The following is a 26,151-nucleotide window of genomic DNA, read 5'->3' on the forward strand; positions in this document are numbered from 1 at the left end:
AAGGGAGAGCGGAGGGCATTATACCGATTTTCACACCTGACGCAACCTGGAAAGCGCAGTTATTGCTCAATTTGGCACTCATCTCCAGCTGGCCTGGCAAGTCTGTTAGACTCGACCCTCCCCGTCGCCCAGCCGAAGAATGGATCTCATGAAAGACCAGAAGAAGGCCTACCTCTACGCCCTGTGTACCGTCGCCATGTGGTCGACCGTGGCCACTGCCTTCAAGCTCTCCCTGCAATACTTCCAGCCGGTACAGCTGCTACTGGTTGCCGCCTGCACCTCGGCGCTGACCCTGTTTGGCATAGTCGCCCGCCAGGGCAAACTGGCACTGCTCGGGGAGTATATGAAGGCCCGCCCCTTCTATTATCTGGCCCTCGGCACCCTCAACCCCTTCCTCTATTACCTGCTGCTGTTCAAGGCCTATGACCTGCTGCCGGCCCAGCAGGCCCAGACCCTCAATTACACCTGGGCCATCACCCTCTCCCTGCTGGCCGTCCCCTTCCTCGGCCAAACGCTGCGTCGACGCGACGGCGTAGCCATCGTGCTGGGCTACTTCGGTGCCCTGGTGATCGCCACCAAGGGGGATGTATTTGGCCTGCAGTTCGATAATCCGCTCGGCGTTGCCCTGGCACTCTGCTCCACCCTGATCTGGGCCGGTTACTGGATCCTCAACACCCGCAACCAGGGCGATCCCGTGGTGAGCCTGCTGCTGGGCTTTCTCATCAGCATCCCCTGGATCGTGGTGGCCACGGCCGTGCTGGCCGACTTCAGGCTGACCGCCTGGCAAGGGTGGGCCGGCGCCATCTATGTGGGGTTGTTCGAGATGGGGTTTGCCTTCGTGCTCTGGCTGCTGGCCCTGCGCCACGCCACCAATACGGCCCCTATCAGCAACCTCATCTTCATCTCACCGTTTGCCTCCCTGGTGCTGCTGCGCCTGTTGGTCGGCGAGGAGATCCACCCTGCAACGCCGGTAGGGCTGGGCCTCATCATAGCGGCGCTACTCATTCAGCAGCTTAAATACGGCAAGCGCTATCGCAAGGTGGCCGATGATGGCCACATCGGTTAAGCTCGCCCCGGACTACTATCTGACCAACTTCCGCCTGCTGCTGGCATGGGTGGAGGAGCGCTACGGGGATCTCTTGCTCCCCGAAGAGTTGCGCTGGCTGCATCACTTCGCCGCCCTCTCCCACCCGGCTGCCTGTCTGCTGGTGCGCCTGCTGTCGCGCAAAGGGGAGTGGTTTCGCGCCGACAGGCTCCACTACCCCGAGATCGGCCAGCTGCCGCTGGCAGAACTGGCCGAGGCGGGCCTGATCCGGTTGGCCACACCACGCTGGAGCGAACTTGGCCCCCTGCTGACCCGTCCCGAGCTGCTCGCCCTGGCGCCATCGCTGCCCAAGGAGCAACGAAAAGAGCAGTGGCTGGCCCGACTGGCCGACACGCCCCTGCCCACACTTCCCTTCCAGACCCTGAAGGTCGAGGATAAGCCCCTGCTGGGGCGCTTTCTGCTGCTCTTTTTCGGCAACCGGGAGCAGGATCTCACCGAGTTCGTACTGCTGGATCTCGGCCACTACCGCTACGAGCCCTATCCCCTCTCCCCCGCCGATCGTCTGTTCGACAGCCGGACACGTCTTGAGGAGTGGCTCTCCCTCGATGCCTGGCACGACAGCTGGCAACAGGCCCGCGAGCAGGGCGGTCCGGCCGTCGCCAGTGCGTGGTTGGCACAGCTTCCCCCGTCCAGCGACTGGCCGCCGCTGGCCGCCCGCCACGAGCGCCTGCGCCTGGCCCTGGCCCGGGATCTGGAGCGCGCCGGTGAGAACGCCCAGGCTCTCGCCCTCTACCGCACCTGCCAACGATCTCCCTCCCGCGAGCGGCAGGTGCGCCTGCTGCTGGTCGCAGGGGAGCTCGCCGAGGCCGAGCGACTGCTTGCCGAGATGGAAGCGGCGCCGCACAACGAGGAGGAGCGCGCCGTCACCCGGCCGCTCAGAGACAAGCTCTGCCGGCTTCGGGGTGACAAGGTGACGCGCCATCGCCGGCCGACCCCCCCGACCTGGTCACTGGCCCTGCCCTCCTGGCCGGGCCGGGTCGAGGAGGCCACCCTGACCGCCCTGCACGCCGACGGCTGGCAAGGCTTCTGGTGCGAGAATGCCCTTATCAACGGTCTGTTTGGCCTTGCCTTCTGGGACATCATCTTCAGCCCCCAGCCCGGCGTCTTCTTCAACCGCTACCAGCGCGCTCCGGCCGACATGTTCTCCCGTCGCTTCGGCGAGCGGCGCCAGGCCCTCATCGACACCCGGCGGCAATCATTGGCCGCTCCGGCCGGCTGGGAGGCGCTACTGGATCGCTATGATGAGAAGGTAGGCACACTCAACGCCTGGGTCGAGTGGGAACGCCTGCCACGAGTGTTGCTGGAGCTGGCCCTGCGCCACATCCCCCTGGCCCACCGGCTCGCCATGCTGGATCGCCTCTGTTTCGATCTGCGCGGCAATCGCAGCGGCCAACCGGACCTCGCCCTGTTTCGCGAAGAAGCGTACTGTCTGGTAGAGGTCAAGGGACCCGGCGATGATCTGCAGCCCCATCAGATACGCTGGCTGCAACACCTTGCCGCCTGTGACATACCCCACGCCGTGGCGCGTATCGAGCGAAAGGAATAAATCGCTTCTGCCTCAATCCATTAACCGCCAACTCTCTTTTTGATTAAAAGATGGCCTGACACATGCAGTAGTGATGTGGTGTGTTACCCCCCAGAGGATCGAGGCCATGTCCATCACAGCTCTGCTCCCCCTTGTCTCCCTGGCCGTCAAGATAGGTGGCGCCCTGCTTAAGGAGAAACCGGCAACCCCGCAGGCACAGTCCGAGCCACGCCGTGAGCCTCTGCCTCCGACCCTGCAGGGCATGTTTCGCCGCCTGGGTGCGAGCGATCCCAATGGCGAAACCCAGCGCCCGGCCATCGATCACTTCATGGGCGAGGTGATGAATACCTTGCGAGAGCGCTCCCCCGGGGTCTCACTGGATGAGGCGATCGCCAGGCTGCAGCAAGATCTGACCCGTGGCAGTGCCGGGGCCGGTGGAGATACCCTGCTGCAATCCTTTGACAGCCTGCGCCAGCAGCTGGGGATAAAGGGGGATCTCAACGGCTTTCTCGATGAGATGAGTCAAAGCCTGCCCCGTGGTCGTGGTGAAGGAGTAGGAAGGCTGCTGGCCACTCAAGCCTGAAGCTAATCCCCCACATCCTGGTACCGGAATAAGAGACGGCAACCCTGGGGTTGCCGTCTTGTTTAAACGAGAAGAGCGATTAGCCGACCCGCCCGGCCAACCAGGTTTCTGCGGCAATCAGGGCTGTCTCTACCTGCTCGCGGGCCACCCCGCCCTTGGCAACCCGCTTGGCCAGGGTCGCCTCCAGCTCCAGGTTGGGATAGACGTCCTCACCAATAAGCGGGCTGAAGCGCTGGAATTCGGCCAGCGACAGCTCTTCCAGCGGCTTCTTCACCCCGATGGCATAGACGACGGCCTCACCGACGATGTGGTGCGCCTCGCGGAATGGAATGCCCTTGGCCACCAGGTAATCGGCCAGCTCGGTGGCGTTGGCGTAGCCACCCTGGGCGGCCGCCTTGGTGCGCTCACCGTTGACCTTGAGATCGACCAGTACCAGGGCTGCCATGTCGAGGCAGTCGTGCCAGGTATCCAGCGCGTCGAACAGCCCCTCCTTGTCCTCCTGCATGTCCTTGTTGTAGGCCAGGGGCAGTGCCTTGAGGGTCATCAGCATGGCCACCTGGGCCCCCACCACCCGACCGGCCTTGCCGCGGATCAGCTCCAGGGCATCCGGGTTCTTCTTCTGGGGCATCAGGGACGAGCCCGAGGTGACCGCGTCAGAGAGCTCGACAAAGCCCGCCTCACCCGTGTTGTAGAAGATAAGGTCCTCGGCCAGGCGCGACAGGTGGGTCATGGACAGCGACGCCACGTGCATCAACTCCACCACGTGATCCCGGTCCGAGACCGAATCCAGGCTGTTGCGAGTGGCACCACCAAAGCCCATGTCCAGGGCCAAGGCTTCGCGGTCGATGGCGTAGGCGGTGCCGGCCAGGGCGCCGCAACCGAGCGGGCTGGTGTCGAGGCGCTTCAGCGCATCCTGCAGCCGGGAGTGGTCCCGCTCCAGCATCTCCACATAGGCCAGGGCCCAGTGGGCGAAGGTGACCGGCTGGGCCCGCTGCAGATGGGTGTAACCGGGCAGCACCGCGGCCTGGTTGGCCCGGGCGGAGGCCACCAGCCCCTGTTGCAGGGCGGTGATGGAGGCGGCCAGCAGTTCGCCTTGCGCCTTGCACCAGAGCTTGAGATCGGTCGCCACCTGATCGTTACGGGAGCGCCCGGTGTGCAGCTTCTTGCCGAGATCGCCGACCGCGTCAATCAACTTGCCCTCAACCCAGGAGTGGATGTCCTCGGCATCGGAGACCAGGATCTGCTCGGGGTCGAGACGCACGCTCACCAGCAGAGCGTCGAGGGCCTGTTGCAGCGTCTCCTGCTCGGCGGCGGTCAGCACCCCCACCTTGACCAGGGCGCGTGCCCAGGCCATGGAGCCCTGAATGTCCTGCTCCGCCAGGCGGTAGTCGAAGCGCAGTGAGTCGTTGAACTGCTTGAATCTTGCGTCTGCGCCCTGACTGAAGCGCCCACCCCAAAGTGCCATACTGCTCTCCTTCTTATTCCAGCCGATACTCATGCGAAGATTTTCATCTCTCAGCTTGGATGCTTACTGATAAGACCATTTTCTCCGACGGTTGCGGCCACCTTTGAATCCTCACATGACATATCAGCCACATTAAGTTGGTCTAATAAACTCACTATGTACGACACGGAGTTATCCATGAGGCACCCCGTTAACCGCAATGAAAACGAGACGTCACCTGAAGTGATCTTAAATAGATAAGCATCTGTTTTGATACACGCCTGACATTCAATATGCTCGGCAAAAGGGAATTTCCCATGTAGATACTGAATTACAGTTAAGATTTTCTCTTCACTCATCTCGGTCTCCCGTTTCAAAAGTGGAGGGGACTGCCCCCCCCCCTCTTTCTTAGTATTAACCGTGAGTGTGATCACCCCCGATGGCCATATGCTGCTCCTTCATGGCGCGGATCCGGCTGGCCAGGGTGTAGAGGCGGATGAAACCTTCGGCGTGGCTCTGGTCGTACACCTCGTCGGCACCGAAGGTGGCGAAGTCCTCGGAGTAGAGGCTGTTGGGGGACTTCTTCTGGGTCGCGGTGACCTGGCCCTTGTACATCTTCAGCACCACTTCCCCGTCGAGATCCTCGGCGATGGCGTTGGCGGAGGCGAGGATCGCCTTGCACAGGGGGGTAAACCAGCGGCCGTCATAGACCAGATGAGAGAACTCGGCACCCAACTTCTCGCGCCAGGCACGGGTCGGTCTGTCCAGCACCAGCTCTTCGATGGCGCGCAGGGCCGCAACCATGACGGTACCGCCCGGGGTCTCGTAGCAGCCACGGGACTTCATGCCCACCATCCGGTTCTCGGTGATGTCGATGCGACCCACGCCGTGCTTGCCGGCCCGCTCGTTCAGGGTCATCAGGATCTGGTGCGGGGTCAGCTTCTGGTCGTCCACCGCCACCACTTCGCCCTTGGCGATGGTCAGCTTGACGTATTCCGGCTGATCCGGCGCCTGCTCGGCCGGCACGGTCCACTGCCACACGGCTTCAGACGGCTCGTTCCAGGTGCTCTCCAGCTCGCCACCCTCGGTGGAGATATGCCAGGCGTTGGCGTCACGGCTGTAGATCTTCTTCAGGGTCGCCTTGCAGGGGATCTGGCGGGCCTCCAGATAGGCCAGCAGATCTTCCCGGGAGCGCATGTCCCAGATCCGCCACGGGGCGATCACCTTCAGTTGCGGCGCCAGGGCGGCCACGGCCCCTTCGAAACGCACCTGGTCGTTGCCCTTGCCGGTGCAGCCGTGGGAGATGGCATCGGCCCCCTCGGCCAGGGCTGCCTCGACCATGGCCTTGGCGATCACCGGACGGGCCATGGAGGTGCCCAGCAGGTAGGTGCCTTCGTAGACGGCGCCGGTCTTCAGGGTCGGGTAGACGTACTCTTTGACAAACTCTTCGCGCAGATCCTTGATGATGCACTTGGTGGCGCCGGAGGCGATGGCCTTCTGCTCGATCCCTTCCAGGTCGTCGCGCTCCTGGCCCACATCGGCCACAAACGCCACTATCTCGGCGTCGTAATGCTCTTTCAGCCAGGGGATGATGGCCGAGGTGTCCAGTCCGCCGGAGTAGGCCAGTACTATCTTGTTAATGCCGCTCATAATCTCTTCTCCTTGAAAGTGAAATCAGTGTTGGCCGCCCAGCAGGGTCAGCAGAATGGCGTTCTGGATGTGCATGCGGTTCTCCGCCTCATCCATGATGAGGGAGGCGGGACCGTCCATGACCTCGGAGGTGATCTCGAGATCCCGATGGGCCGGCTGGCAGTGCAATACGTGGCGAATGCCGGTGCGATCCAGCAGCGCCTGGTTGATCTGGTAGGGCATGAAGAGGTCGGTGACCTGCTCCATGGGGGTGGTGTCACCCATCGATACCCAGGTATCGGTGTAGGCCACATCGAATCCTTCGATGGCCGCGATATCGTCGCTCACCGCCAGGGTAGCGCCGCTCCGGGCCGCCAGGGCCTGAGCCTGCTGGAAGATCTGCACATCCGGGCCGTGCCCCTTGGGGCAGACCAGAGTGACATCGGTGCCGAGGATGGCGCCGGTCAGCAGCAGGGAGTGGCTGACGTTGTTGCCATCCCCCAGATAGGCCAGCTTCACCTTGCCCGGATCTGAATAATTTTCCGAGATGGTCATAAAGTCGGCGAAGGCCTGGCACGGGTGATAGAGGTCGCACAGGCTGTTCACCACAGGCACGCTGCCGTGCTCGGCCAGACCGACCAGGGTCTGGTGGTCGAACACCCGGGCGACGATGGCGTCGCACCAGCGCGACAGGTTGGCGGCGAAGTCCTTCACCGACTCACGCTTGCCGAGCGCCCCGTTTTGCTGATCCAGATAGACACTGTGGCCACCCAGTTTGGCGATGCCGATGTCGAAGGTGACCCGGGTGCGCAGGGAGGGCTTCTCGAACAGGGTGACGATGCTCTTGCCCGCCAGGGCCTGGCTGTACTTCCTGGGATTGGCCTTGATGGCCTTGCCCAGGGCGATGAGGGCCAGCAGTTGGGCCTGATCGAATTCGGTGCCGGTCAGAAGATGCTGCATGGGCGTGCTCCTTTTACAGGGTGACCTTGGTGCCGACGGCGCCGCCCGAGAGCAGCTTGTGCAGCAGATCCGGATAGCGCCAGCTGGCCACCGCCACCGGCTTGCCGAGGGTCTCGGCCGCATGCAGTGCCGCCTTTACCTTGACCGCCATGCCGTCGGCGATGACCCCCTTCTCCATCAGATCCAGCGCGGTCATCTTGTCGAGTTCGGGCACCAGCTTGCCCTTGCCATCCAGGATGCCGCTCACGTCCGACAACATCACCAGATCGGCGCCGAGGGCCTCGGCGATGGCGGTCGCCGCCTGGTCGGCGTTCACGTTCATCAACTGGCCATTTGCCGTGATGCCGATGGAGCTCACCACCGGCAAGAAGTCCTGAGCCAGGATCCCGTTCAGCAGAGCCGGGTTGCCCGGCTGGCATGCCCCCACGGCACCGAGCTCCGGATCGAGCTGGGTCACCTGGCACAGGCCGCCATCAGCCAGGCACAGCCCCACGGCCGGGATACCGGTAGCGATGGCCTTGGCCATCATCTGCTTGTTGGCGGTACCCGCCAGGGCGCCGGCGATGTAGGGGATCTGATCGAACGGGGTCACCCGCAGGCCATGCTTCTTGGTGGAGGTGAGACCCAGCCCCTTGAGCAGGTCATCCACCAGGCAGCCGCCGCCGTGCACCAGCACCAGGGGTCTGTGCTGCTCGTCGAGGAAGCCCTTCAGGGTTCCGAACAGGGCAGTCAACGCCTCGTCGCTCTCGAGCAACGCGCCGCCCAGCTTGATCACCAGAGTCTGCTTGTTCATCACTTTCATCCTTGTGCTTGAGTGACCAGGCCACAGCCCGCGTCGAAACCGAATTTGAGGTTGATACATTGAATCGCCTGGGAGGCGGCCCCCTTGAGCAGGTTGTCGATGGCGCTGAACACCACCAGCGCCTTGCCCTGCTGCTGCCAGGCCAGATCGCAATAGGGAGTGCCTGCGACGCCGCGGACTGAGGGTGCGGCACCGGTCAGGCGCACCAGCGGCTTGCCGGCGTAGGCCTCCCGATAGGCAGCCTCGACCTGCTCTGGGGTCACGTCATCGGCCAGCTGCACATAAATAGTGGCCAGGATGCCGCGCAGATAGTTGCCCAGATGAGGCTGAAACAGCACCTCACACCCCAGGTGGTGGCTGATCTCTGGCTGGTGCCTGTGATTGAAGGTGCCGTAGGGGTTGAGGCTCACCTCGCAGAAGCTGGTGGTGAGGGAGGCCTTGCGCCCGGCTCCGGAGACGCCGGAGACGGCATTGATAATGGGCAGGCTGTCGGCCGCGATGAGGCCCTTGGCCATCAGGGGTTTGAGGGCGCACAGCGACGCCGTCGGGTAGCAACCCGGCACGGCGACAAGCGTCGCCTGCTTGATGGCGTCAGCATTCCACTCGGCCAGACCGTAGACCGCCTGATCGAGCCACTCGGGCGCGGTGTGGGAGAAGCCGTAAAACTGCTCGTAGAAGCCATCCTGCTTGACCCGGAAGGCGCCGGAGAGATCGAACACTGTCACCCCCTTGGCCAGCAGCTTGGGGGCCAGATCGGCGCTCACCTCATGAGCGGTGGCCAGCAGCACCAGATCGGCCTGGGTCAGGATGCGGCTCATCCCGTCTTCATCCAGAGGCAACAGGGGAAGATCCACCCGGCCCAGCCACTGGGGGTGCAGGGCCGAGAAGAGTTTGTGGGCATCCTGGCTGCCGGCAGAGACGTAGAGGGCGCCCAGGGTCAGCTGGGGATGGTTCTGTACCAGTGCGGCCAGTTCGGCACCTGCGTAGCCACTGGCACCGACGATAACGGTGTTGAGCATCATTCAATCCGGTTTTTGTTAACTTGCGGGCGCAGCGGAACGCTGCATAAGGATGTCGGGGCCTGTAACCGCCCCTCGAGAGAAGGGGGCTCAGGCGATAGTGCGTCGTCGGTTGATAAACAGGTGACAGAACATGGTGTTTCCCTTACAACTAGAGCCTCATCCACGGGAGAGAAATGGAATATTCATTCACTCTCAGTGCATGAAGATGTTCTATCAAAATCCCGGAGGGGGTGCAAGGAGCTTTTATGGCCAACATGGATTTTTTTTCACTTTATAAGAATATTATTGCGATTCCCTCCATCAGCAGCACAGACCCCAAGTGGGATCAGAGTAACGAGCAGGTGATCCGGCTGCTGGCCGACTGGTTCACCACCCTGGGGTTTAGGGTCGAGGTCACCCCTCTGCCGGAGTTGCCGGGCAAGTTCAATCTGGTGGCGACGCTGGGCGAGGGAGAAGGCGGGCTACTGCTGGCGGGCCATACCGACACAGTGCCGTTTGACGAGGGACGCTGGAGCAAGGATCCGTTCAAGGTAACCGAGGAGGGCAACCGCTTGTACGGGCTGGGAACCATCGATATGAAGGGCTTCTTCGCCTTTATCGTGGAGGCGCTCAGGGAGATGGACCTCACCCGACTCAGCAAACCTCTGCGCATCCTCGCCACTGCCGACGAAGAGACCACCATGGCCGGCGCACGCGCTATTGCCGCTGCGGCCGAGCTCAAGCCCGACTATGCCGTCATCGGCGAGCCGACCGGCCTGGTCCCCGTGGTGGCTCACAAGGGGCACATGTCCGAGGCTATTCGCATCACGGGACGCAGTGGCCACAGCTCGGACCCGGCCAACGGGGTCAATGCCATGGAGATCATGCATCAGGCCATGGGGCAGCTTCTCGGCCTGCAGCGCTCCCTCAAGGAGAAGTATGCCGACCACCGCTTCGCGGTACCTCAACCGACCCTGAACCTCGGCTACATCCAGGGCGGCGACAGCCCGAACCGTATCTGCGGCTGCTGCGAGCTGCACATCGATCTGCGCCCCACCCCGCAAGTGGGACCCGACGAGCTGATGGGGCTGCTCGAAGAGGCCCTCTCCCCCATCGAGATCCACCAGCCGGGCTGCCTGCATATCCGCCACTTGCACGAGCCCATCCCCGCCTACGCCTGCGGTGATGACGCTGTGCTGGTGCGCGAGGCAGAACGGGCCAGCGGACGGGCCGCCGAGAGCGTCAACTACTGCACCGAGGCCCCTTTTATTCAGCAACTCGGTTGCGAAACCATAGTGCTGGGGCCGGGCCATATCACTCAGGCCCACCAGCCGGACGAGTATCTGGATCTCTCCTTCGTGGAGCCGACCAAGCAGGTGTTGCAGCATCTGATCCGCCGTTTCTGCCTGTAGGAAAGTTACACAACCTGATGCCGCCGTAGAGAGAACCGAAATACATGTTTTCTATCGCGGCGTTATTTGACCTTGCGCAGGAGACACGGGTAGATTGTCCCCATAAGATGAGGGAACGAATGTTGTAATCACACAACATCGATGATGAGCAGTTCCCGCCATGAACCGGCGGGATTGATCGGCAATAAGGATGTGGAATGAACGAAAAGTACGCCGCGCTACGCGCCAATGTGGGTCTGCTGGGCCAACTGCTCGGCAAGTCCATCAAGGATCACAAGGGTCAGGCCTTTCTCGACAAGATCGAGACCATTCGCCAACTGGCCAAGTCCTCCCGCAAGGGAAACGAGCAGGATCGCCAGTCGCTGATCGATACCCTGCAGACCCTGAGCGATGAAGAGCTGTTGCCGGTGGCCCGCGCCTTCAGCCAGTTCCTCAATCTGGCCAACGTGGCGGAACAGTTCCACACCATCTCGCGCAGCTTTGCCGATCAAACCGGCGCCTCTGATCCCCTGGAGCAGCTCTTTACCAAGCTGAAAGCCTCCAACCTCTCTCAGGAGGCCATCGTCCAGGCGGTGCGCGAGCTCGACATCGATCTGGTGCTGACCGCTCACCCCACCGAGGTGACCCGCCGCACCCTGATCCACAAGCATGTGCAGCTCAACGACTGCCTCGAGGCCCTCGAGCTCTCCGACCTGCTCCCCCAGGAGCGCGATCGCCTGATCAACCGGGTCGAGCAGCTCATCAACCAGGCCTGGCACACCAACGAGATCCGCGAGCAGCGCCCCACCCCGGTGGACGAGGCCAAGTGGGGCTTTGCCGTCATCGAGAACAGCCTGTGGCCGGCCATCCCGGAATTCATGCGCCATCTCGACGAGCAGTTGCAGCAGCACCTGGGGGTGCGCCTGCCCCTGGACGCCGCGCCGGTGCGCTTCACCTCCTGGATGGGGGGCGACCGGGACGGTAACCCCTTCGTCACCGCCGAGGTGACCGCCAAGGTGCTGGAGCTGGGTCGCTGGATGGCGGTCAGCCTCTTCTACAAGGAGATCAAGGAGCTCACCTCCGAGCTCTCCATGAGCGACTGCAACGACGAGCTGCGCGCCCGGGTCGGCAACCACAACGAGCCCTATCGGGTGGTGATGCGCGAGCTGCGCGAGGCCCTGCGCGAGACCAAGGAGTACCTGACCGCCAAGGTGCAGGGACAGCAGAGCGAGAACCGCGACCTGGTGCGCACCACGGCCCAGCTGCGCGAGCCCCTCGAGCTCTGCTATCACTCACTGCACGCCAGCGGCATGGGCAACATCGCCGACGGCATGCTGCTCGATGTGCTGCGCAAGGTGGCCTGCTTCGGCATCCATCTGGTCAAGCTCGACATTCGTCAGGACGGAGAGCGTCACGCCCTGGCCCTGGCCGAGCTGACCCGCTACCTGGGGATCGGTGACTACGCCGAGTGGAGTGAGGAGAACAAACAGGCCTTCCTGCTGGCCGAGCTCAACTCCCGCCGCCCCCTCGTCCCCGCCGACTGGACCCCGAGCGACGAGACCCGCGAGACCATAGAGACCTGCCGCGTCATCGCCGCCAACGATCCCGATGCCTTCGGCATCTACATCATCTCCATGGCCGGCGCCCCCTCCGACGTGCTGGCGGTGCAACTGCTGCTCAAAGAGGCAGGTTGCAAGTTCCGCATGCCGGTGGCTCCCCTGTTCGAGACTCAGGAAGACCTGATGGCGGGCACCCGGGTGATGGAGCGCCTGCTGTCGGTGGACTGGTATCGCGGCTATATCCAGGGTCGCCAATACGTGATGATCGGCTACTCGGATTCGGCCAAGGATGCGGGCATGATGGCCGCCGGCTGGGCCCAGTACGCCGCCATGGAGTCTTTGGTCGCCCTGGCCGAAATCAACCAGATCCGCCTCACCCTGTTCCACGGTCGTGGCGGCACTGTGGGACGCGGTGGCGCCCCGGCCCACCAGGCGATCCTCTCCCAGCCCCCCGGCTCACTGCGTGGTGGCCTGCGCACCACAGAGCAGGGGGAGATGATTCGCTTCAAGTTCGGCCTGCCCAAGGTGGCCATCAACAGCCTGCTCCTCTACACCAGCGCCGTGCTGGAGGGGAACCTGCTGCCCCCGCCCAAACCCCGTGAGGAGTGGCGCCAGGTGATGGAGCTGCTGAGCACCGTCTCCTGCGAGCACTACCGCAGTATCGTGCGTGGCCATCCGGACTTCGTCCCCTACTTCCGCGCCGCCACCCCCGAGCTGGAACTGGGCAAACTGCCACTCGGCTCCCGCCCCGCCAAGCGCAAGCCCAACGGGGGTGTCGAGAGCCTGCGCGCCATCCCCTGGATCTTCGCCTGGACCCAAAACCGCCTGATGCTGCCGGCCTGGCTCGGCGCCCACAAGGGTCTGCAACAGGCCATCGACGAGGGCAAGCTCGAGGTACTCGAAGAGATGAGCCGCCAGTGGCCCTTCTTCCGCACCCGCCTCGAGATGCTGGAGATGGTGTTCCTGAAGGCGGATGCCTGGCTCGCCGAGTACTACGACACCCGCCTGGTGCCCGAGGCCCTGTGGCCCCTCGGCCAGCAGCTGCGTCGGGAGCTCGCAGACTCCATCGCGCTGGTGCTCAAGCTGCGTCCCCAGGGCGGCCTGCTCGATGACCAACCCTGGATTCAGGAGTCGATTCGTCTGCGCAACCCCTACACGGATCCCCTCAACGTGCTGCAGGCGGAGCTGCTCGGTCGCTCCCGCCGGGATCCGGACTCCCTCCATCCGGAGCTGGATCAAGCCCTGATGGTCACCATCGCCGGTATCGCAGCCGGGATGCGCAATACAGGTTAATAGCGGGAGACTCCGCCATGACAAAGGGCGCCTCGGCGCCCTTTGTGTTTTCTGCTTGCCGACAGCTGGCGAACCCCGCTACTCCTGCTGCCCGATGAGGTAGTCGACCAGAGCCTGCTCGGCCCGGTTGGGCTGGCGGCTAAAACCAAGGTAGAGATCACGATGCAGGGGATAGGCCGGGTTAAGACGTTGATCAGGCAACAGCGGCGGCTCCCCCTCGAGAGAGAGCGGCCGTGCCCCGGACAGCGCCTCGTCACGCATCCGCCCCAGAGAGAGCCACCCCAGCCCCTGCTCATCATCCACCACATTGGCGATCACCAGCTCGGGAGTGCGCTGGGGATGCAGACTCTGGGGAGTGCCGGCCGCCCCGAAGATCTGACGCACATAGTGCATGGTCGCATGATTGACGCCCATGCTGTAGAGCACCACAGGGCGGCCATCCGGCCAGCGCGCCTGCGGTTGCAGCAGGGCTTCGAGCTCCTTGAGGGTCAAGGCCCGCAACGGGTTGTGCCGGTTGACCAAAAACACCACGGCATCGCTGCCGATGCGATAGAGATAGGGAACCGGATGAGCGGGAAAGGGCTCGGAGAGCATGATGCCACCGGGCCACTGCTTCATGCGCACCAAGGCTGGCAGACTGCCCGTGATCCGCAACTTCAGACCATGGCCGGTTTGTTCGGTGAAGCCGGCCTGATAGGGCTCGATGAGGCTGGCCACCGTATCGGAACCGATGAGTTCAATCTCGTCCGCCCATGCCAACATGCCCCCCCACAGGGTAAGAGCCAACCAGAGACCCTTCATCCGCCACCTCCTTCGAATCTTAACTCCATTATAAGTGGCGTCCCGTTATCGGCACTGGTGCTTGCCTCACCGGGGTCACAGGCGCAGACTGTGTGGCCTTGTCTTGCCCCAAGGTGACCACCATGACCCCTGCCATCAAGCTGCTCGAGAAGCTCAAGATCCCCTTCAGCCTGCATCCTTATGAATGTGAGGCTCACGATGACTTTGGCAAGCATGCGGCGACCCAGCTCGGGCTACCCGAAGCTCGGGTATTCAAGACCCTGATCGCCCACCACGACAAGCAAGCCGTGGTGGCCATAGTCCCCTCCTCGGGCATGTGCAGCCTGAAGCAGCTGGCCAAGGCCACCGGGCTCAAGAAGGTCGAGATGCTCCCCCCCGCCGAGGCCGAGAAGCTGACGGGCTACAAGGTGGGCGGTATCAGCCCGCTGGCCCAGAAGAAGCGCCTGCCCACTGTGCTCGACGCCTCGGCCCTGCAGTTCGATAGCGTGCTGGTGAGTGGCGGCAAGCGCGGCCTCTCTGTGGGTATCTCGGCACGGGAGATGCAGGAAAAAATGGGCTGGATCATCGCATCCATCGCCGAATAGGCCCTCTTCCTTCTGTCAAAGGGCCAAGGATGACAAGGCAGGCTAGGCTTTTCCTGTGGAGTGACCACAGGAGAGGCCCATGTCAGCCTGGTATCAATGGCTCAGACTCTATCGCATTCATGTCAGGCTGCTGGGTGCCTTTGTCTTCCTCTTTCTCATCACCCTGCTGCTGAGCAGCCTGCTCTTCATCCCCTTCTACTACCAGCAGCTCAAGCAGAGCCTGGATGCCCAGATAAGCCAGGGCACCCATGCCATCATAGGGGAGATCTCCACCAGCGCCGAGACGGCCGTCCGTAGTCACCTCAAGGGGATCACCGACGCTGAGCTCACCGCCGTCCGCTCCTTCTACGAGGCCTATCGCCGTGGCGAGATGAGCGAGCAGGCGGCCAAGGAGGCCGCGAGTCAGCATCTTCGCCACATCACCATAGGTAGCAGCGGCTATCTCTACGTGATCGACAGCAAGGGCATCATTCGTACCCATATCAAGCCGGAGCTGATCGGAAAGAGTTTGGCCCGCTACGATTTTATCCGTCAGCAGATGAAGACCAAACAAGGCTATCTGGAGTACGACTGGCAAAACCCCGGCGAGAGTGCCCCGCGCAAGAAGGCTCTCTACATGACCTACTTCGCCCCCTGGGACTGGATCATCTCGGCCTCCTCCTACCGGGATGAGTTCAACCAGCTCATCAATATCGATGACTTCCGCCACCGCATCCTCGAGATGCGTTTTGGCCAGAGCGGCTATGCCTATGTGCTCGACGGGCAGGGAGAGGTGATTCTCCACCCCTTTATCAAGCGCTACTCGCCGGAAGCCGACTATTTGAAAAACACCCCCTTCGTGCGCCAGATGCTCGAGCAGCGTAACGGCGCGCTGAGCTACGACTGGCAAAACCCTGATGAGCCCACACCACGGGAGAAGGTAGCCCGCTTTATCTTCATCCCTTCTTATGACTGGCTCATCGTCAGCACCTACTATGTGGACGAATTCGATCAGCCCCTGCACCAGTTACTGAAGATGAGCGCCCTCTTTCTGCTGATCCTGCTGGGAGTCATAGTGCTGACCGCCATGAGCCTCAGCGAGTCCATCGTCCGTCCCATTCGCGAGTGTATCGGTCGGGTTAACCGCATAGGCCGGGGCGGCGAGGGAGGGCTTATCGCCAGCACGGAGCGGGCCCGGGACGAGGTGATGTTCATGTCCCGCTTCTTCGACAAGTTCATTCAGCGGCTCTCGGTCTCCCATACCCTGCTGGAGGAGAACCATCGCCAGCGGGTGGATCTGCAGGAGAAGACCGAAGCACTCAACCGGGAGCTGGCCGCCATCAACCAGAGCCTGGAGGTCAGGGTGTGTGAACGCACGGCGGCACTGAACGAGACGATCCGCCAGCTGGAAGAGACCCGCACCCATCTGGTAGAGGCTGAGAAAAACGCCGCCCTCAGTCGCCTCATCGCCGGGGTGGCCCACGAAATCAACACCCCACTCGGCAACCTGGTCACCAGTACCTCCTACCTGTTCGAACTGATGCAAGAACACAGTCGACAGCTGGCCGAGGGGCGCCTCTCACGCACTCACCTCACCGACTATGAACAGGGAACGGGAGAGCTGCATGCCATGATGGAGCAGAATCTGCAGCGGCTGGTGCAACTCATCCAACGCTTCAAGATGCTCGACCTGCAGGATGAGGGGGATGGCCCGGCCCTTTTCACACTCGGCGAATTGCTGGAGGAAGCGGCCCAGTTCAGCCACCTCGACCGCCAAGGGGTTGAACTGAAGATAGAGGGGAATGGCGAGACCCTCGTCAAGGGGGTGAAGAAGTGGTTCATGCTCTCCTTCTCCGAGCTGATGCTCAACTCCCTGCAGCATGGTGGGGAGGGGCTGGGCCAGGTGCATATCACCATCACGGCCACCGCCGGCCAGCTTCGTATCGGCTATGGGGACGATGGAAAGGGAATCGATGAACGCCTGATCCCCCATCTCTTCGAACCCTTCGTCACCGACGCCCGCTTTCGCGGCAATGCAGGCCTGGGACTGCACCAGATCTACAACATAGTGACCCAGAAGATGGGGGGCGAGATCCGTTATGAACCGTCAGAGGGCCGATTCTGGCTGACCCTGCCCTTCGAGGAGTCCCCTGTATGAGCGCCAGCTTCTCCCTGAACGTCGACCATCCCCGGGTCAGCAGAGGGAGCCCCTGGCCGCTCCTGCTCCTCATTCTGCTGCTCTTTGCCCGGGCGGCCTTGGCCGGGACCACCTTTACCTATATCAGCCCCGAGAGTGACAAGGATCCCCGCCAGACCTATGACAGAGATCTGCTGCAACTGGCCCTGGAGAAGAGTCGCCCCGAATACGGCCCCTATGAATTGGTCGCTGCCCCTCCCATGAACCGGGATCGCATCCGTCTCAGCATTCGCCAGAATCGCTACCCCAACCTCTTTGCCATGGACAGCTGGAGCAACCGCCTCGACTTCGAACAGATGCACTATGTCCCCTTCCCCATCCATCTTGGGTTGACCGGTTATCGCATCTGCTTCGTCAACCCCGAGCGGGCAAAGGCAGTGGCACAAATACGCAACCGGGAGGAGGCCAGGCTCTTCCTTCACGGTCAGGGCAAGGGGTGGCTCGATGTGGAGATACTGAGGCAGGCCGGCTTCAAGGTGCTCGAGCGTTCCGAGTACGAGAAACTCTTTCTGATGGTGGCACGGGGGCGTATCGATCTCTTCTGCCGCGGGGTGGGCGAACTGCAGCAGGAGTGGAAGAGCCACGCCAACCTCCCCGGGCTGACAGTAGACTCACACCTGCTCTTCTACTATCCCCTGCCCCGGGTCTTCTTTACCCATGTCAGTAACAGAGAGGGACTTGGCCGTATTCGGCTTGGGCTGGAGCGCGCCTGGCGCGACGGCTCCCTGGAGGCGCTCTGGCGCCAGGCATTTGGCCCCTCCATCAAGGCGGCCCGGCTGGAACAGCGGCTGCTGATTCCCCTCGACAATCCCTATCTCAAGGGGATCGGCTTCGATTACCGGCGCTACTTCTACAATCCGGCCACCGACAGGGTCGGCAACGCCCGATCCCATCACACCCCACCATGAGAAAGGGCGCCTGACGGCGCCCCTCTTGCCCTTACAGGGCGGCACAGATCTGCCAGAGATCGTACTGGATGGCCGCCGCCGTCACCTCCCGTCCCGAGCCGGGGCCCTGAATGACCAGGGGGTTGGTTCGGTAACTGTCGCTCTCGATGGCAAACACGTTGTCACAGGGCAACAGGTTGGCAAAGGGGTGATGGGGCTCAAGGCTCTCTAGACCCACCCTCGCCTTGCCGCTACGCTCCCAGCGAGCCACATAACGCAGCACCTTGCCGAGGCGCCTGGCGCTCTCGAAGGCGGAGAGAATGGGGCCGTCGAGCTCCTGCAGACGATCCATAAACTGCTCCGGACTGACCTTGCGCAGGGGAACGGGGACCAGGTTTTCCAGCTCGATGTCGTTGGAATCGAGCTCATAACCCGCCTCCCGGGCCAGGATCAGCAGCTTGCGACGCACATCCTGACCGGAGAGATCCTCACGCGGGTCCGGCTCGGTCAGGCCATGCTGCCACGCCTCCTCCACCAACTCGGAGAAGGGACGGCTACCGTCATACTGCTGGAACAGCCAGGAGAGGGTGCCCGAGAAGATGCCGGCGACGCCGTGGATGCGGTCGCCGCTCTGACGCAGCATCTGGATGCTCGACTGTACCGGCAGGCCGGCCCCCACGGTGGCGTTGTAGCGCCACTGCACCTGATGATCACGGCAGCTCTGCTTGACCCGCAGGTAGAACTCGCTCTCGGCGGCACCGGCAAACTTGTTGGCGGCGATGAGGTGAATGCCGAGCTGGGCCAGCTCCGGGTAATAGCGGCTCACCGTCTCGCTGGCGGTGAGATCGAGGGCGATCAGGGCGTCGAAGCTGTGCTGCTCGAGCTGGCCGAGCAGCTCGGGCCAGATCAGCGGCGACGGGTGACTGGCTTCCTGTACCCGCAGGGGATCGATCCCCTCCTCGTCCAGCCAGCCCCCTTCCGAGCCGTAGACCCCGTACAGGGTCAGTGCCAGGTTGAGCTCCTGCTCCAGGCGTTGACGCTCGCGGGCATAGAGGCTCAGCCACTGGCCGCCGATGTTGCCCTTGCCAAACACCACCAACCCGACCCGGGTCGGACGGCTGAACAGGGCACCGTGCAGGGCGATAAGCAGCGGCTCCAGCACCACCTGGCGCAATACGGCCACCAGGCTCAGGCCATCTTTCGCCGCCTGCACAAACTCGACCGGCTGATCCGCGGTGAGCTGATAGAAGCGGTGGCACTGCTCGGCATTATCGGTCACGCCGGCGCCCACCAGGGCGACCAGACTATACCCCTCCTTCTGGATGAGCCCGGTGAAGCCGCCCTCCAGCTGGTAGTCACGCAGCAGATCATAGGCGCCGGTGGCCACCTCCAGGGTGTAGGCCAGGCGCAGCATGCGGCGATCCGGCTGGCGTTGGGCCGTCAGTGGCTGAATGCGGTGACGGGCCAGGTAGGCCTCGATGGCGGCGGCAGCGCGCTCAAATTCCCCTTCAGGCAACACCTTGAGTTCGATCAGGGCGATCTGGTCGACCGAGGAGACGATGCGGGCGCCACCGGAGCGCGGTGCCCGACGCAAGATATGGGTGCACCCCTCGTCGGGGTTGTAGCTGCAGCGCAGGGTGAGGCGCTGACGGCTCTCGGCCACCGGCTGCAGGGTGCGCGAATGGAGTACGGAGGAGCCCAGACGCGCCAGCTCGTTGGCCTCTGCCAGACTGAGACGCTCCAGCAGGCGAGCCTCCTTCACCCGGCGCGGATCGGCGCTGTAGACACCGGCCACATCGCTCCAGATGGTGGTGGACTCGCCATCCGCCAGGGCTGCCAGCAGGCTGGCGCTGTAGTCGGAGCCGTTACGGCCGAGCAGCAGGGAGCGCCCCTCCAGGTCGGCGGCGATGAAGCCGGTCACCACGATGCGGCCATCGTGCTCGGCCAGGCGAGCCTTGAGCAACTCGCTGGAGAGGGCGTGATCGACCCGGATAAGGGGGCCATCTTCGGCCCGCAGGAAGCTGCGTGCATCGAGCCAGCGCGTCTTGTTGCCGCGCTGGGTCAGCAGGGCGGCCAGCAGGCGGGCCGACCACACCTCACCAAACGCCAGCAGGCCGTTGCGATCGAAGCGATCGAACTGGCGCTCCAGAGTGCGGGCGATGGCGCGAAAGTCCTCGGCCAGCTGGGCGCCGAGCTCCACCTGCAACTCCCCCTCCAACAGACCATCGATCAGGCTCTGCTGATAGGCGTGCAGGGCGGTGTGCGCCTCACCGGCCGCCTCGTCCCCCGCCTCGGCCAGCTCCACCAGCTGGATCAGGCGGTTGGTGGTCTTGCCGGCGGCGGAGACCACCACCAGTTCATTGCCGCCGCACTGCTGCTCAACGATGGCGGCGACCCGACGGTAACAGACCGGATCGGCCAGGCTGCTGCCGCCAAACTTGTGAACATGACGACGCTTCACACCCGCCTCTGCTGCCACCGCACTCTCTCCATTTAATACTGTCATTTATGCTTCTACCCTTGTTGCGATCGCCAGCGCCTGAGCCAGATCGGCCACCAGGTCCGGACCGTGCTCGATCCCCACCGACAGCCGCAGGAGCTGTCCGCTGATGCCGGCCCTGAGTTGGGCCTCCGGTGTCATGGCCCTGTGGGTCATGCTGGCCGGATGGGCGATAAGGCTCTCCACCCCGCCCAGGGACTCGGCCACCGAGAAACAACGCAGCGCCCCCAGGAAGGCACGGATCCCCGCCTCGTCGAGACTGAGCTCGAAACTTACCATGGCCCCGAATCCCGCTTGTTGACGGCGCGCAATCTCGTGCCCGGGATGGCTCGGCAGGGAGGGATGATAGATCCGCTTGACCACGGATTGCGACAGCAAGAAGTCAAGGATCTGGCGGGCATTCTCCTCGTGGGCGCGCAGGCGGGCCCCCAGGGTACGCAAGCCACGCAGGGTGAGGTAGGAGTCAAACGCACCGCCGGTGACCCCCAGGCAGTTGGCCCACCAGGTGAGGCGCTCGGCCAGCTCACCATCGGCGGCCACCACGGCACCGCCGACCACATCCGAGTGGCCGTTGATGTACTTGGTGGTGGAGTGCACCACCAGATCGGCCCCCAGCGCCAGCGGCTGCTGCCAGAAGGGAGTGAGGAAGGTGTTGTCCACCGCCACCAGGGCTCCGGCCTCATGGGCTGCGTCGCAGATGGCGGCCACATCCACGACCCGCAGCAGCGGGTTGGAGGGGGTCTCGACCCACACCAGCTTGGGCCCCTCGGCCAGGGCGGTGGCCAGGGCCTCCGGGTCACCCTGATCGACAAACTTGACCCGATAACACCCCTTGGCCGCCAGATGCTCAAACAGGCGCCAGGTGCCGCCATAACAGTCGTGGGGGGCGATCAGCAGATCCCCGGCCGCCAGCAAGGTGGTGCTCACCAGGTGGACTGCCCCCATACCGGTTGAGGTAACGATGGCGCCACTTCCCCCTTCCAGGGCGGCCAGGGCCTCGGCCAGGTGGCTGCGGGTCGGGTTACCGGAGCGGGCATAGTCATATTGACGGGGCTCGCCAAAGTCGGCGAAGGTGTAGTTGCTGGAGAGGTAGATGGGCGGCACCACGGCCCCGTGCTGGGTGTCGCTCTCGATGCCGATCCTGACGGCCCGGGTTCCCTTGTCACTCATCTGCTCTCTCCTCTGCTCCGTGGGTTGGAGACCACACTAAACCAGACAAACAAAGCCGTCAATATGTCTGGACGTCTAAATGGCTTTGCCGTTGGATTGCCAATGCTATCCATAGGGGTTAAAATTCGCGGTCACGGCCAAATCGAGAACAGGTGAATCATGGGTACAGAGTGGAACGGCGACTACGTCAGCCCCTATGCAGAGCACGGCAAGAAGAGCGAGCTGGTGAAGAAGATCACCGTCTCCATTCCGCTCAAGGTGCTCAAGGTGCTGACCGACGAGCGCACCCGCCGTCAGGTCAACAACCTGCGCCACGCCACCAACAGCGAGTTGCTCTGTGAAGCCTTCCTTCATGCGTTCACCGGCCAGCCCCTGCCGAGCGACGACGACCTGCGCAAGGACAAGCCGGACCATATCCCGGCCGAAGCCCTCGCCATCATGCAGGCGCTGGGCAAAGAGATCGAAGAGTTCGACAACGACTGACGTTTCACTGATAGCAAAGAGGCGACCCCGGGGTCGCCTCTTTCTATTTGTGGCTCGCTTAACGGAGCAGGCTGAACAACAGCGCCGAGACGGAGAGGGCCCCGGTCAACAGGATAAAGCCGTTGGCTATCCGGTTCTCCTTCAGATGGGCCATGGCCGGTACCTTGTAGATGGCGATGACCGGCATGATGAAGAGGATCATGGCGATCACCGGGCCGGAGAGCACCTCCATCAGGCCGAGGATGCTGGGGTTGACCACGGCCGCCCCCCAGATGGCGAAGAACATGAAAGCGATCCCCACCTTGTCGGCCCGCTCGCTGGAGAGCCCCTGCCTGGCCAGCAGATTCTGCAGGCTGGCACGAGCACCCAGGAAGTGGCCGAGGAAGGAGGAGGTGATGGCGATAAAGGCGATCACCGGCCCCAGGGTCACGATCACCGGATTATCGGTGACGTTGGCCAGATAGGAGAGCACCGAGACATTTTGCGCCTTGGCGGCGGCTAGCTGCTCCGGTGACAGGGCCAGCACGCAGGAGAAGACGAAGAAGAGCACGAAGCTGACCAGCATCAGACTGGTGCGCAGCAGGATCTGGCGACTCTTCTCCCCGGCACCATCACCGTAGTGACGCTGCTGCACGTTGGCAAACCCGGAGAGGGCCGCCGCGTGGCTGAAGGCAAACACGGTCACCGGCAGGGCCAGCCAGACCGTCTTGGCAAAGTCGAACCCCTGCAGTTCACTCCCCGCAGGCCAGCGCCACTCGGGCATCAGGTAGAAGGAGAGGGCCGCCAGGATCGCCGCCAGCGGGTAGACCATAAAGGCAAAAGCCCGCAACATCGCCTTCTCCCCGGCCAGCATTACGGCCACCATGAGGAATACCAGCAGACCGGAGAGCATCACCCGTGGCGGCATCGCCATCCCCAGCTGGTTGACCATGAAGCTCTCGACCGTATTGGTCAGCCCTACCCCGTAGATAAGCAGGATCGGAAAGATGGAGAGGAAGTAGAGCACCGAGATGAGACGCCCGCTGACGGCTCCGAAGTGCTCCTCGGCCACCTCGGTGAAATCGGCACCGGGACGGGAGGAGGAGAGCACGAAGCGGGTCAATCCCAGGTGAGCCAGATAGGTCATGGGACCGGCCAGCACGGCCACCAGCAGCAGGGGCCAGATCCCCCCCAGACCCAGATTGATGGGCAGAAACAGGATGCCGGCGCCAACGGCGGTGCCAAACAGGCTGATGACCCACTGGGTGTCGTGCCGCTGCCAGCGGCTCAGGCTCTCGGCCCTGGGAGTAACCGGGGAAGAAACGGAGATATCCATGATAAAACCACAATTAACGCTATTTTGAACTGGGCGGATTGTGGGCTATCGACATTTAATTCTCAAAAAAGGGAGGTAACAGATCCCGCTATGGTTTCACCTCAGAGCCAGTGCAGCATGCAGGGTTAGCAAGAAACCCTGAACCATCGCTCTAAAAAACAGGAAAAACACAGAGCAATAATTCAAAATTTCACATCAAATCAAATTTTTATTTCACAAAAAACTCAATGACCGGATAAAGCTCTCAAATGCAACCCTGGCATGAGTCGCCCATCCATTTTTAACTCATTGAATAAAAAAGTGATTTTGCCATGAAAAAGGGCGGCCATCGGGCCGCCCACAGGGGTTAAACACGGCGTCGCCGCTGCAGCCAGACCACCAGGGCAAACAGCATGAAGCCGGGGATCCACATAAACTCCTTGCGGATACGATCGGTGGGCGCCTTGACGCTCAGGATCTGCTGGTCGAACTCCAGCCCCAGATCGGCGGCGGTACTGCCGAAGGTGACGCTGTCGATCAGGGTCTTGCCCTCCTGCTCATAGAGCATCAGCCCCAGCTTCTCCAAACGCGCCTCGCCACTGGCCCCGTCGGGAACCGGTAACAACACGGTGAAACGACGGATCTTGCCCACCGCATCGGGTCCCTCCAGACGCAGGCGCAGGGTGCTGTCAGCCTCGACCTGGCCCAGGGTCTGCACCAGTTGGGCCGGCGGGGTCTCCACATAGGGGTCGTGCACCATATCCATCCAGAAGCCGGGACGGAACAGGGTGAAGGCCACCAGCAGCAGCAGCAGGCTCTCATACCAGCGACTCTTCACCAGGAAGTAGCCCTGGGTCCCGGCGGCAAAGATCAGCATGGCGAAGGTGGCCACGATGAAGATGAGCACGCCGTGGGCGAAGTCCACGTTGATGAGCAGCAGATCGGTGTTGAAGATAAACAGGAACGGCAGCGCCGCGGTACGCAGGCTGTAGTAGAAGGCGGTGATCCCGGTCTTGATGGGGTCGCCCTTGGAGACGGCGGCCGCGGCGAACGAGGCCAGCCCCACCGGCGGGGTCACGTCCGCCATGATGCCGAAGTAGAAGACGAACAGGTGCACGGCGATGAGCGGCACGATCAGGCCGTTCTGCTGCCCCAGCGCCACCACCACGGGTGCCAGCAGGCTGGAGACCACGATGTAGTTGGCGGTGGTGGGCAGCCCCATCCCGAGGATGAGACTCAGCAGGGCGGTCAGCATCAGCATCAGCAGCAGGTTGCCCATAGAGAGGAACTCCACCAGATCCGCCAGCACCAGACCGACGCCGGTCTGGGAGACGGCCCCCACTATGATACCGGCGGTGGCGGTAGCGATACCGATGCCGATCATGTTGCGGGCACCGGCAATCAGCCCCTCGCGCAGGTCCACCACCCCGTCCATCAGGCTGCCGTAGTCGTGCTGGCCATCGGTGCGCAGCCAGTTCAGCAGCGGGCGCTGGGTCAGCAGGATCACCACCAGCATGATGGTGCCCCAGAAGGCCGACAGGCCCGGGGAGAGGCGCTCGACCATCAGGCACCACACCAGTACCACCACCGGCAGCAGGAAGTGGAGACCGGAGAGCAGCACAGCACGGGTATCGGGCAGATCATCCAGAGGCTGTTCCGGGTCTTCCGGCGGCAGCGGGGCATTGCTGGCGGCGATCTTGAGCAGGCCCAGATAGACCAGCACCAGCAGGGCGCCCACCACCGGCAGGGCATACTCACCCAGCGCCGGCTTGAGCCAACCCAGACCGTAGTAGACCGCCATGGAGAGACCGCTGATCAGCGCCGCACCGAAGGCAAAGCCGGTCAGGCGCTGCAGCCAGGTGCGCGGATGACGGCTGCCGATGGGCTGCATGCCGAGTTTCAGTGCCTCGAGGTGCACGATATAGAGCAGGGCGATATAGGAGATGGCCGCCGGCAGGAAGGCGTGCTTGATGATATCCACGTAGGGAATGCCGACGTACTCCACCATCAGGAAGGCCGCCGCCCCCATCACGGGGGGCATGATCTGGCCGTTGACCGAGGAGGCGACCTCCACAGCACCGGCCTTCTCCTTGGAGAAACCGACCCGTTTCATCATGGGGATGGTGAAGGTACCCGTGGTCACCACGTTGGCAATCGACGATCCGGAGATGACCCCGGTCAGGGCCGAGGCCACCACGGCCGCCTTGGCCGGGCCGCCACGCAGGTGGCCGAGCAGGCTGAAGGCGAGCTGGATAAAGTAGTGGCCGGCACCGGCCCGCTCCAGCAGAGCACCAAACAGCACGAACAAAAAGACGAAACTGGTAGAGACCCCGAGGGCGATGCCAAACACCCCTTCGGTGGTGATCCACTGGTGATTGGCGAGGGCATGCAGGCTCACTCCCCGGTGTGCCAGCAGGGAGGGCATCCAGGGGCCGGCCAGGCTGTAGCCGAGGAAGACGATGGCGATCACCGCCAGGGCCGGGCCCAGGGCACGGCGGGCCGCCTCCAGCAGCAGCGGAATGCCGACACAGGCGACCATGAAGTCGAGATCGGTCAGGTTGCCCGGGCGCAGGGCCAGCTGGTCATAGGCGAGGAAGAGATAACCGGCCACCAGGGCGCCGATCAGCCCCAGCCCGAGATCCGGCAGGGGGACCCGATCCCGCGGGGAGCGCCGGCCAAAGGGGAAGACCAGGTAGGCGAGCAGGATGGCGAAGGCCAGATGGATGGAGCGTGATTCGGTGTCATTAAGGACCCCAACACCCAGCATAAAGGGGAGCGGTGAGGCGATCCAAAGCTGGAACAGGGACCAGACCAGCGCCAGGCCGGCGATGACCCAGCTCATGGAGCCGACCGGCAGGCGGGCCCCCACGTCCTGGGCAATCAGCTCCTCGGCGGAGAGCGCGTCATGTTGTTGTGCTTGTTGCATAGGCTGACTCTGTTGGTACTACTATGAGCAGGCTCGCC

General features: G+C 63.1%; 20 protein-coding genes. 9 read left to right on the plus strand and 11 right to left on the minus strand.

Translation table 11 applies throughout. From position 1 onward, the window contains the following. Positions 1-139 precede the first annotated feature (139 nt). The 3 genes from AB5Y48_RS18175 (at position 140) to AB5Y48_RS18185 (ending at position 3,213) form a co-directional block, all read left to right on the plus strand. Positions 140-1,066 (plus strand): DMT family transporter, encoded by a 927-nt coding sequence (locus tag AB5Y48_RS18175; RefSeq protein WP_050666339.1) that lies wholly within the window; start codon positions 140-142, stop codon positions 1,064-1,066. Continuing rightward, a complete protein-coding gene (locus AB5Y48_RS18180; protein ID WP_368165373.1) occupies positions 1,050-2,651 on the plus strand; it encodes a VRR-NUC domain-containing protein in 1,602 nt (533 codons plus the stop codon). Before AB5Y48_RS18175 ends, AB5Y48_RS18180 begins: the two co-directional genes overlap by 17 nt. 106 nt (positions 2,652-2,757) lie before the next feature. Next, on the plus strand, positions 2,758-3,213 hold the full coding sequence (locus AB5Y48_RS18185; protein WP_050666337.1) for a hypothetical protein: 456 nt from the start codon (positions 2,758-2,760) through the stop codon (positions 3,211-3,213). A 79-nt stretch (positions 3,214-3,292) separates the two neighbouring features. Here AB5Y48_RS18185 and argH read toward each other — a convergent pair whose 3' ends face one another. Genes argH through argC form a run of 6 tightly spaced genes read right to left on the minus strand, consistent with a single transcriptional unit; the run spans position 3,293 to position 9,067 of the window. Next, on the minus strand, positions 3,293-4,678 hold the full coding sequence (gene argH, locus AB5Y48_RS18190; protein WP_060583359.1) for an argininosuccinate lyase: 1,386 nt from the start codon (positions 4,676-4,678) through the stop codon (positions 3,293-3,295). 50 nt (positions 4,679-4,728) lie between these two features. Then, entirely contained in the window at positions 4,729-5,016 is a 288-nt protein-coding gene (locus AB5Y48_RS18195; RefSeq protein ID WP_153006777.1) for a hypothetical protein, read from the minus strand. A gap of 55 nt (positions 5,017-5,071) precedes the next feature. Next, positions 5,072-6,307: an argininosuccinate synthase gene (locus tag AB5Y48_RS18200; RefSeq protein WP_368165376.1), complete on the minus strand. Its 1,236-nt coding sequence runs from the start codon at positions 6,305-6,307 to the stop codon at positions 5,072-5,074. A 24-nt stretch (positions 6,308-6,331) separates the two neighbouring features. Then, complete coding sequence (locus AB5Y48_RS18205) at positions 6,332-7,246, minus strand: ornithine carbamoyltransferase (RefSeq protein WP_368165378.1); 915 nt, start codon at positions 7,244-7,246, stop codon at positions 6,332-6,334. 13 nt (positions 7,247-7,259) lie between these two features. Then, a complete protein-coding gene (gene argB, locus AB5Y48_RS18210) occupies positions 7,260-8,039 on the minus strand; it encodes an acetylglutamate kinase (protein ID WP_136614512.1) in 780 nt (259 codons plus the stop codon). 5 nt (positions 8,040-8,044) lie between these two features. Then, a complete protein-coding gene (gene argC / locus AB5Y48_RS18215; RefSeq protein WP_368165380.1) occupies positions 8,045-9,067 on the minus strand; it encodes an N-acetyl-gamma-glutamyl-phosphate reductase in 1,023 nt (340 codons plus the stop codon). 248 nt (positions 9,068-9,315) lie between these two features. On the opposite strand from argC, the gene argE reads away from it, so the two are divergent. Together argE and ppc are read left to right on the plus strand one after the other, a co-directional pair. Further along, on the plus strand, positions 9,316-10,461 hold the full coding sequence (gene argE / locus AB5Y48_RS18220; protein WP_368165382.1) for an acetylornithine deacetylase: 1,146 nt from the start codon (positions 9,316-9,318) through the stop codon (positions 10,459-10,461). Between the two features lie 197 nt (positions 10,462-10,658). Then, complete coding sequence (gene ppc, locus AB5Y48_RS18225) at positions 10,659-13,292, plus strand: phosphoenolpyruvate carboxylase (protein WP_050666330.1); 2,634 nt, start codon at positions 10,659-10,661, stop codon at positions 13,290-13,292. 78 nt (positions 13,293-13,370) lie between these two features. On the opposite strand, the gene AB5Y48_RS18230 is transcribed toward ppc, so the two are convergent. Then, complete coding sequence (locus tag AB5Y48_RS18230) at positions 13,371-14,093, minus strand: substrate-binding domain-containing protein (protein WP_050666329.1); 723 nt, start codon at positions 14,091-14,093, stop codon at positions 13,371-13,373. A gap of 122 nt (positions 14,094-14,215) precedes the next feature. Here AB5Y48_RS18230 and ybaK point away from each other — a divergent pair, with 122 nt between their 5' ends. The 3 genes from ybaK (at position 14,216) to AB5Y48_RS18245 (ending at position 17,761) form a co-directional block, all read left to right on the plus strand. Beyond that, positions 14,216-14,677, plus strand: coding sequence for a Cys-tRNA(Pro) deacylase (ybaK, locus tag AB5Y48_RS18235; protein ID WP_368165385.1), 462 nt, complete (start codon positions 14,216-14,218; stop codon positions 14,675-14,677). 79 nt (positions 14,678-14,756) lie between these two features. Beyond that, positions 14,757-16,814: a cache domain-containing protein gene (locus AB5Y48_RS18240; RefSeq protein WP_368165386.1), complete on the plus strand. Its 2,058-nt coding sequence runs from the start codon at positions 14,757-14,759 to the stop codon at positions 16,812-16,814. After that, the gene (locus AB5Y48_RS18245) at positions 16,811-17,761 is read left to right on the plus strand and encodes a hypothetical protein (RefSeq protein WP_368165388.1); all 951 of its coding nucleotides are present in this window, start codon (positions 16,811-16,813) and stop codon (positions 17,759-17,761) included. Before AB5Y48_RS18240 ends, AB5Y48_RS18245 begins: the two co-directional genes overlap by 4 nt. Positions 17,762-17,792: 31 nt before the next feature. Here the strand turns inward: AB5Y48_RS18245 and AB5Y48_RS18250 are convergent, their stop codons facing one another. Together AB5Y48_RS18250 and metB are read right to left on the minus strand one after the other, a co-directional pair. Then, positions 17,793-20,246, minus strand: coding sequence for a bifunctional aspartate kinase/homoserine dehydrogenase II (locus AB5Y48_RS18250; RefSeq protein ID WP_060583344.1), 2,454 nt, complete (start codon positions 20,244-20,246; stop codon positions 17,793-17,795). Then, positions 20,247-21,410 carry a cystathionine gamma-synthase gene (metB, locus tag AB5Y48_RS18255; protein WP_368165390.1) on the minus strand — a complete coding sequence of 388 codons (1,164 nt, stop codon included), beginning with the start codon at positions 21,408-21,410 and terminating at the stop codon, positions 20,247-20,249. Between the two features lie 159 nt (positions 21,411-21,569). Between metB and metJ the strand changes: the two genes are divergently transcribed. Beyond that, entirely contained in the window at positions 21,570-21,893 is a 324-nt protein-coding gene (gene metJ / locus AB5Y48_RS18260; RefSeq protein ID WP_050666323.1) for a met regulon transcriptional regulator MetJ, read from the plus strand. Between the two features lie 58 nt (positions 21,894-21,951). On the opposite strand, the gene AB5Y48_RS18265 is transcribed toward metJ, so the two are convergent. Together AB5Y48_RS18265 and AB5Y48_RS18270 are read right to left on the minus strand one after the other, a co-directional pair. Beyond that, positions 21,952-23,208, minus strand: a complete 1,257-nt coding sequence (locus AB5Y48_RS18265) for an aromatic amino acid transport family protein (RefSeq protein WP_050666322.1) — start codon at positions 23,206-23,208, stop codon at positions 21,952-21,954. 346 nt (positions 23,209-23,554) lie between these two features. Beyond that, positions 23,555-26,113: a TRAP transporter permease gene (locus tag AB5Y48_RS18270; RefSeq protein ID WP_136614521.1), complete on the minus strand. Its 2,559-nt coding sequence runs from the start codon at positions 26,111-26,113 to the stop codon at positions 23,555-23,557. Between the last annotated feature and the right edge of the window lie 38 nt (positions 26,114-26,151).

The organism is Aeromonas sp. R6-2 (assembly GCF_040908155.1).
In the GTDB taxonomy this organism is placed as follows: Bacteria; Pseudomonadota; Gammaproteobacteria; order Enterobacterales; family Aeromonadaceae; genus Aeromonas; species Aeromonas schubertii.

Coding starts and splice junctions, on each gene's coding strand:
- AB5Y48_RS18175 (WP_050666339.1), top strand. CDS start 140: ATGGATCTCATGAAAGACCAGAAGAAGGCCTACCTCTACGCCCTGTGT.
- AB5Y48_RS18180 (WP_368165373.1), top strand. CDS start 1,050: ATGGCCACATCGGTTAAGCTCGCCCCGGACTACTATCTGACCAACTTC.
- AB5Y48_RS18185 (WP_050666337.1), top strand. CDS start 2,758: ATGTCCATCACAGCTCTGCTCCCCCTTGTCTCCCTGGCCGTCAAGATA.
- argH (WP_060583359.1), bottom strand. CDS start 4,678: ATGGCACTTTGGGGTGGGCGCTTCAGTCAGGGCGCAGACGCAAGATTC.
- AB5Y48_RS18195 (WP_153006777.1), bottom strand. CDS start 5,016: ATGAGTGAAGAGAAAATCTTAACTGTAATTCAGTATCTACATGGGAAA.
- AB5Y48_RS18200 (WP_368165376.1), bottom strand. CDS start 6,307: ATGAGCGGCATTAACAAGATAGTACTGGCCTACTCCGGCGGACTGGAC.
- AB5Y48_RS18205 (WP_368165378.1), bottom strand. CDS start 7,246: ATGCAGCATCTTCTGACCGGCACCGAATTCGATCAGGCCCAACTGCTG.
- argB (WP_136614512.1), bottom strand. CDS start 8,039: ATGAACAAGCAGACTCTGGTGATCAAGCTGGGCGGCGCGTTGCTCGAG.
- argC (WP_368165380.1), bottom strand. CDS start 9,067: ATGCTCAACACCGTTATCGTCGGTGCCAGTGGCTACGCAGGTGCCGAA.
- argE (WP_368165382.1), top strand. CDS start 9,316: ATGGCCAACATGGATTTTTTTTCACTTTATAAGAATATTATTGCGATT.
- ppc (WP_050666330.1), top strand. CDS start 10,659: ATGAACGAAAAGTACGCCGCGCTACGCGCCAATGTGGGTCTGCTGGGC.
- AB5Y48_RS18230 (WP_050666329.1), bottom strand. CDS start 14,093: ATGAAGGGTCTCTGGTTGGCTCTTACCCTGTGGGGGGGCATGTTGGCA.
- ybaK (WP_368165385.1), top strand. CDS start 14,216: ATGACCCCTGCCATCAAGCTGCTCGAGAAGCTCAAGATCCCCTTCAGC.
- AB5Y48_RS18240 (WP_368165386.1), top strand. CDS start 14,757: ATGTCAGCCTGGTATCAATGGCTCAGACTCTATCGCATTCATGTCAGG.
- AB5Y48_RS18245 (WP_368165388.1), top strand. CDS start 16,811: ATGAGCGCCAGCTTCTCCCTGAACGTCGACCATCCCCGGGTCAGCAGA.
- AB5Y48_RS18250 (WP_060583344.1), bottom strand. CDS start 20,246: ATGACAGTATTAAATGGAGAGAGTGCGGTGGCAGCAGAGGCGGGTGTG.
- metB (WP_368165390.1), bottom strand. CDS start 21,410: ATGAGTGACAAGGGAACCCGGGCCGTCAGGATCGGCATCGAGAGCGAC.
- metJ (WP_050666323.1), top strand. CDS start 21,570: ATGGGTACAGAGTGGAACGGCGACTACGTCAGCCCCTATGCAGAGCAC.
- AB5Y48_RS18265 (WP_050666322.1), bottom strand. CDS start 23,208: ATGGATATCTCCGTTTCTTCCCCGGTTACTCCCAGGGCCGAGAGCCTG.
- AB5Y48_RS18270 (WP_136614521.1), bottom strand. CDS start 26,113: ATGCAACAAGCACAACAACATGACGCGCTCTCCGCCGAGGAGCTGATT.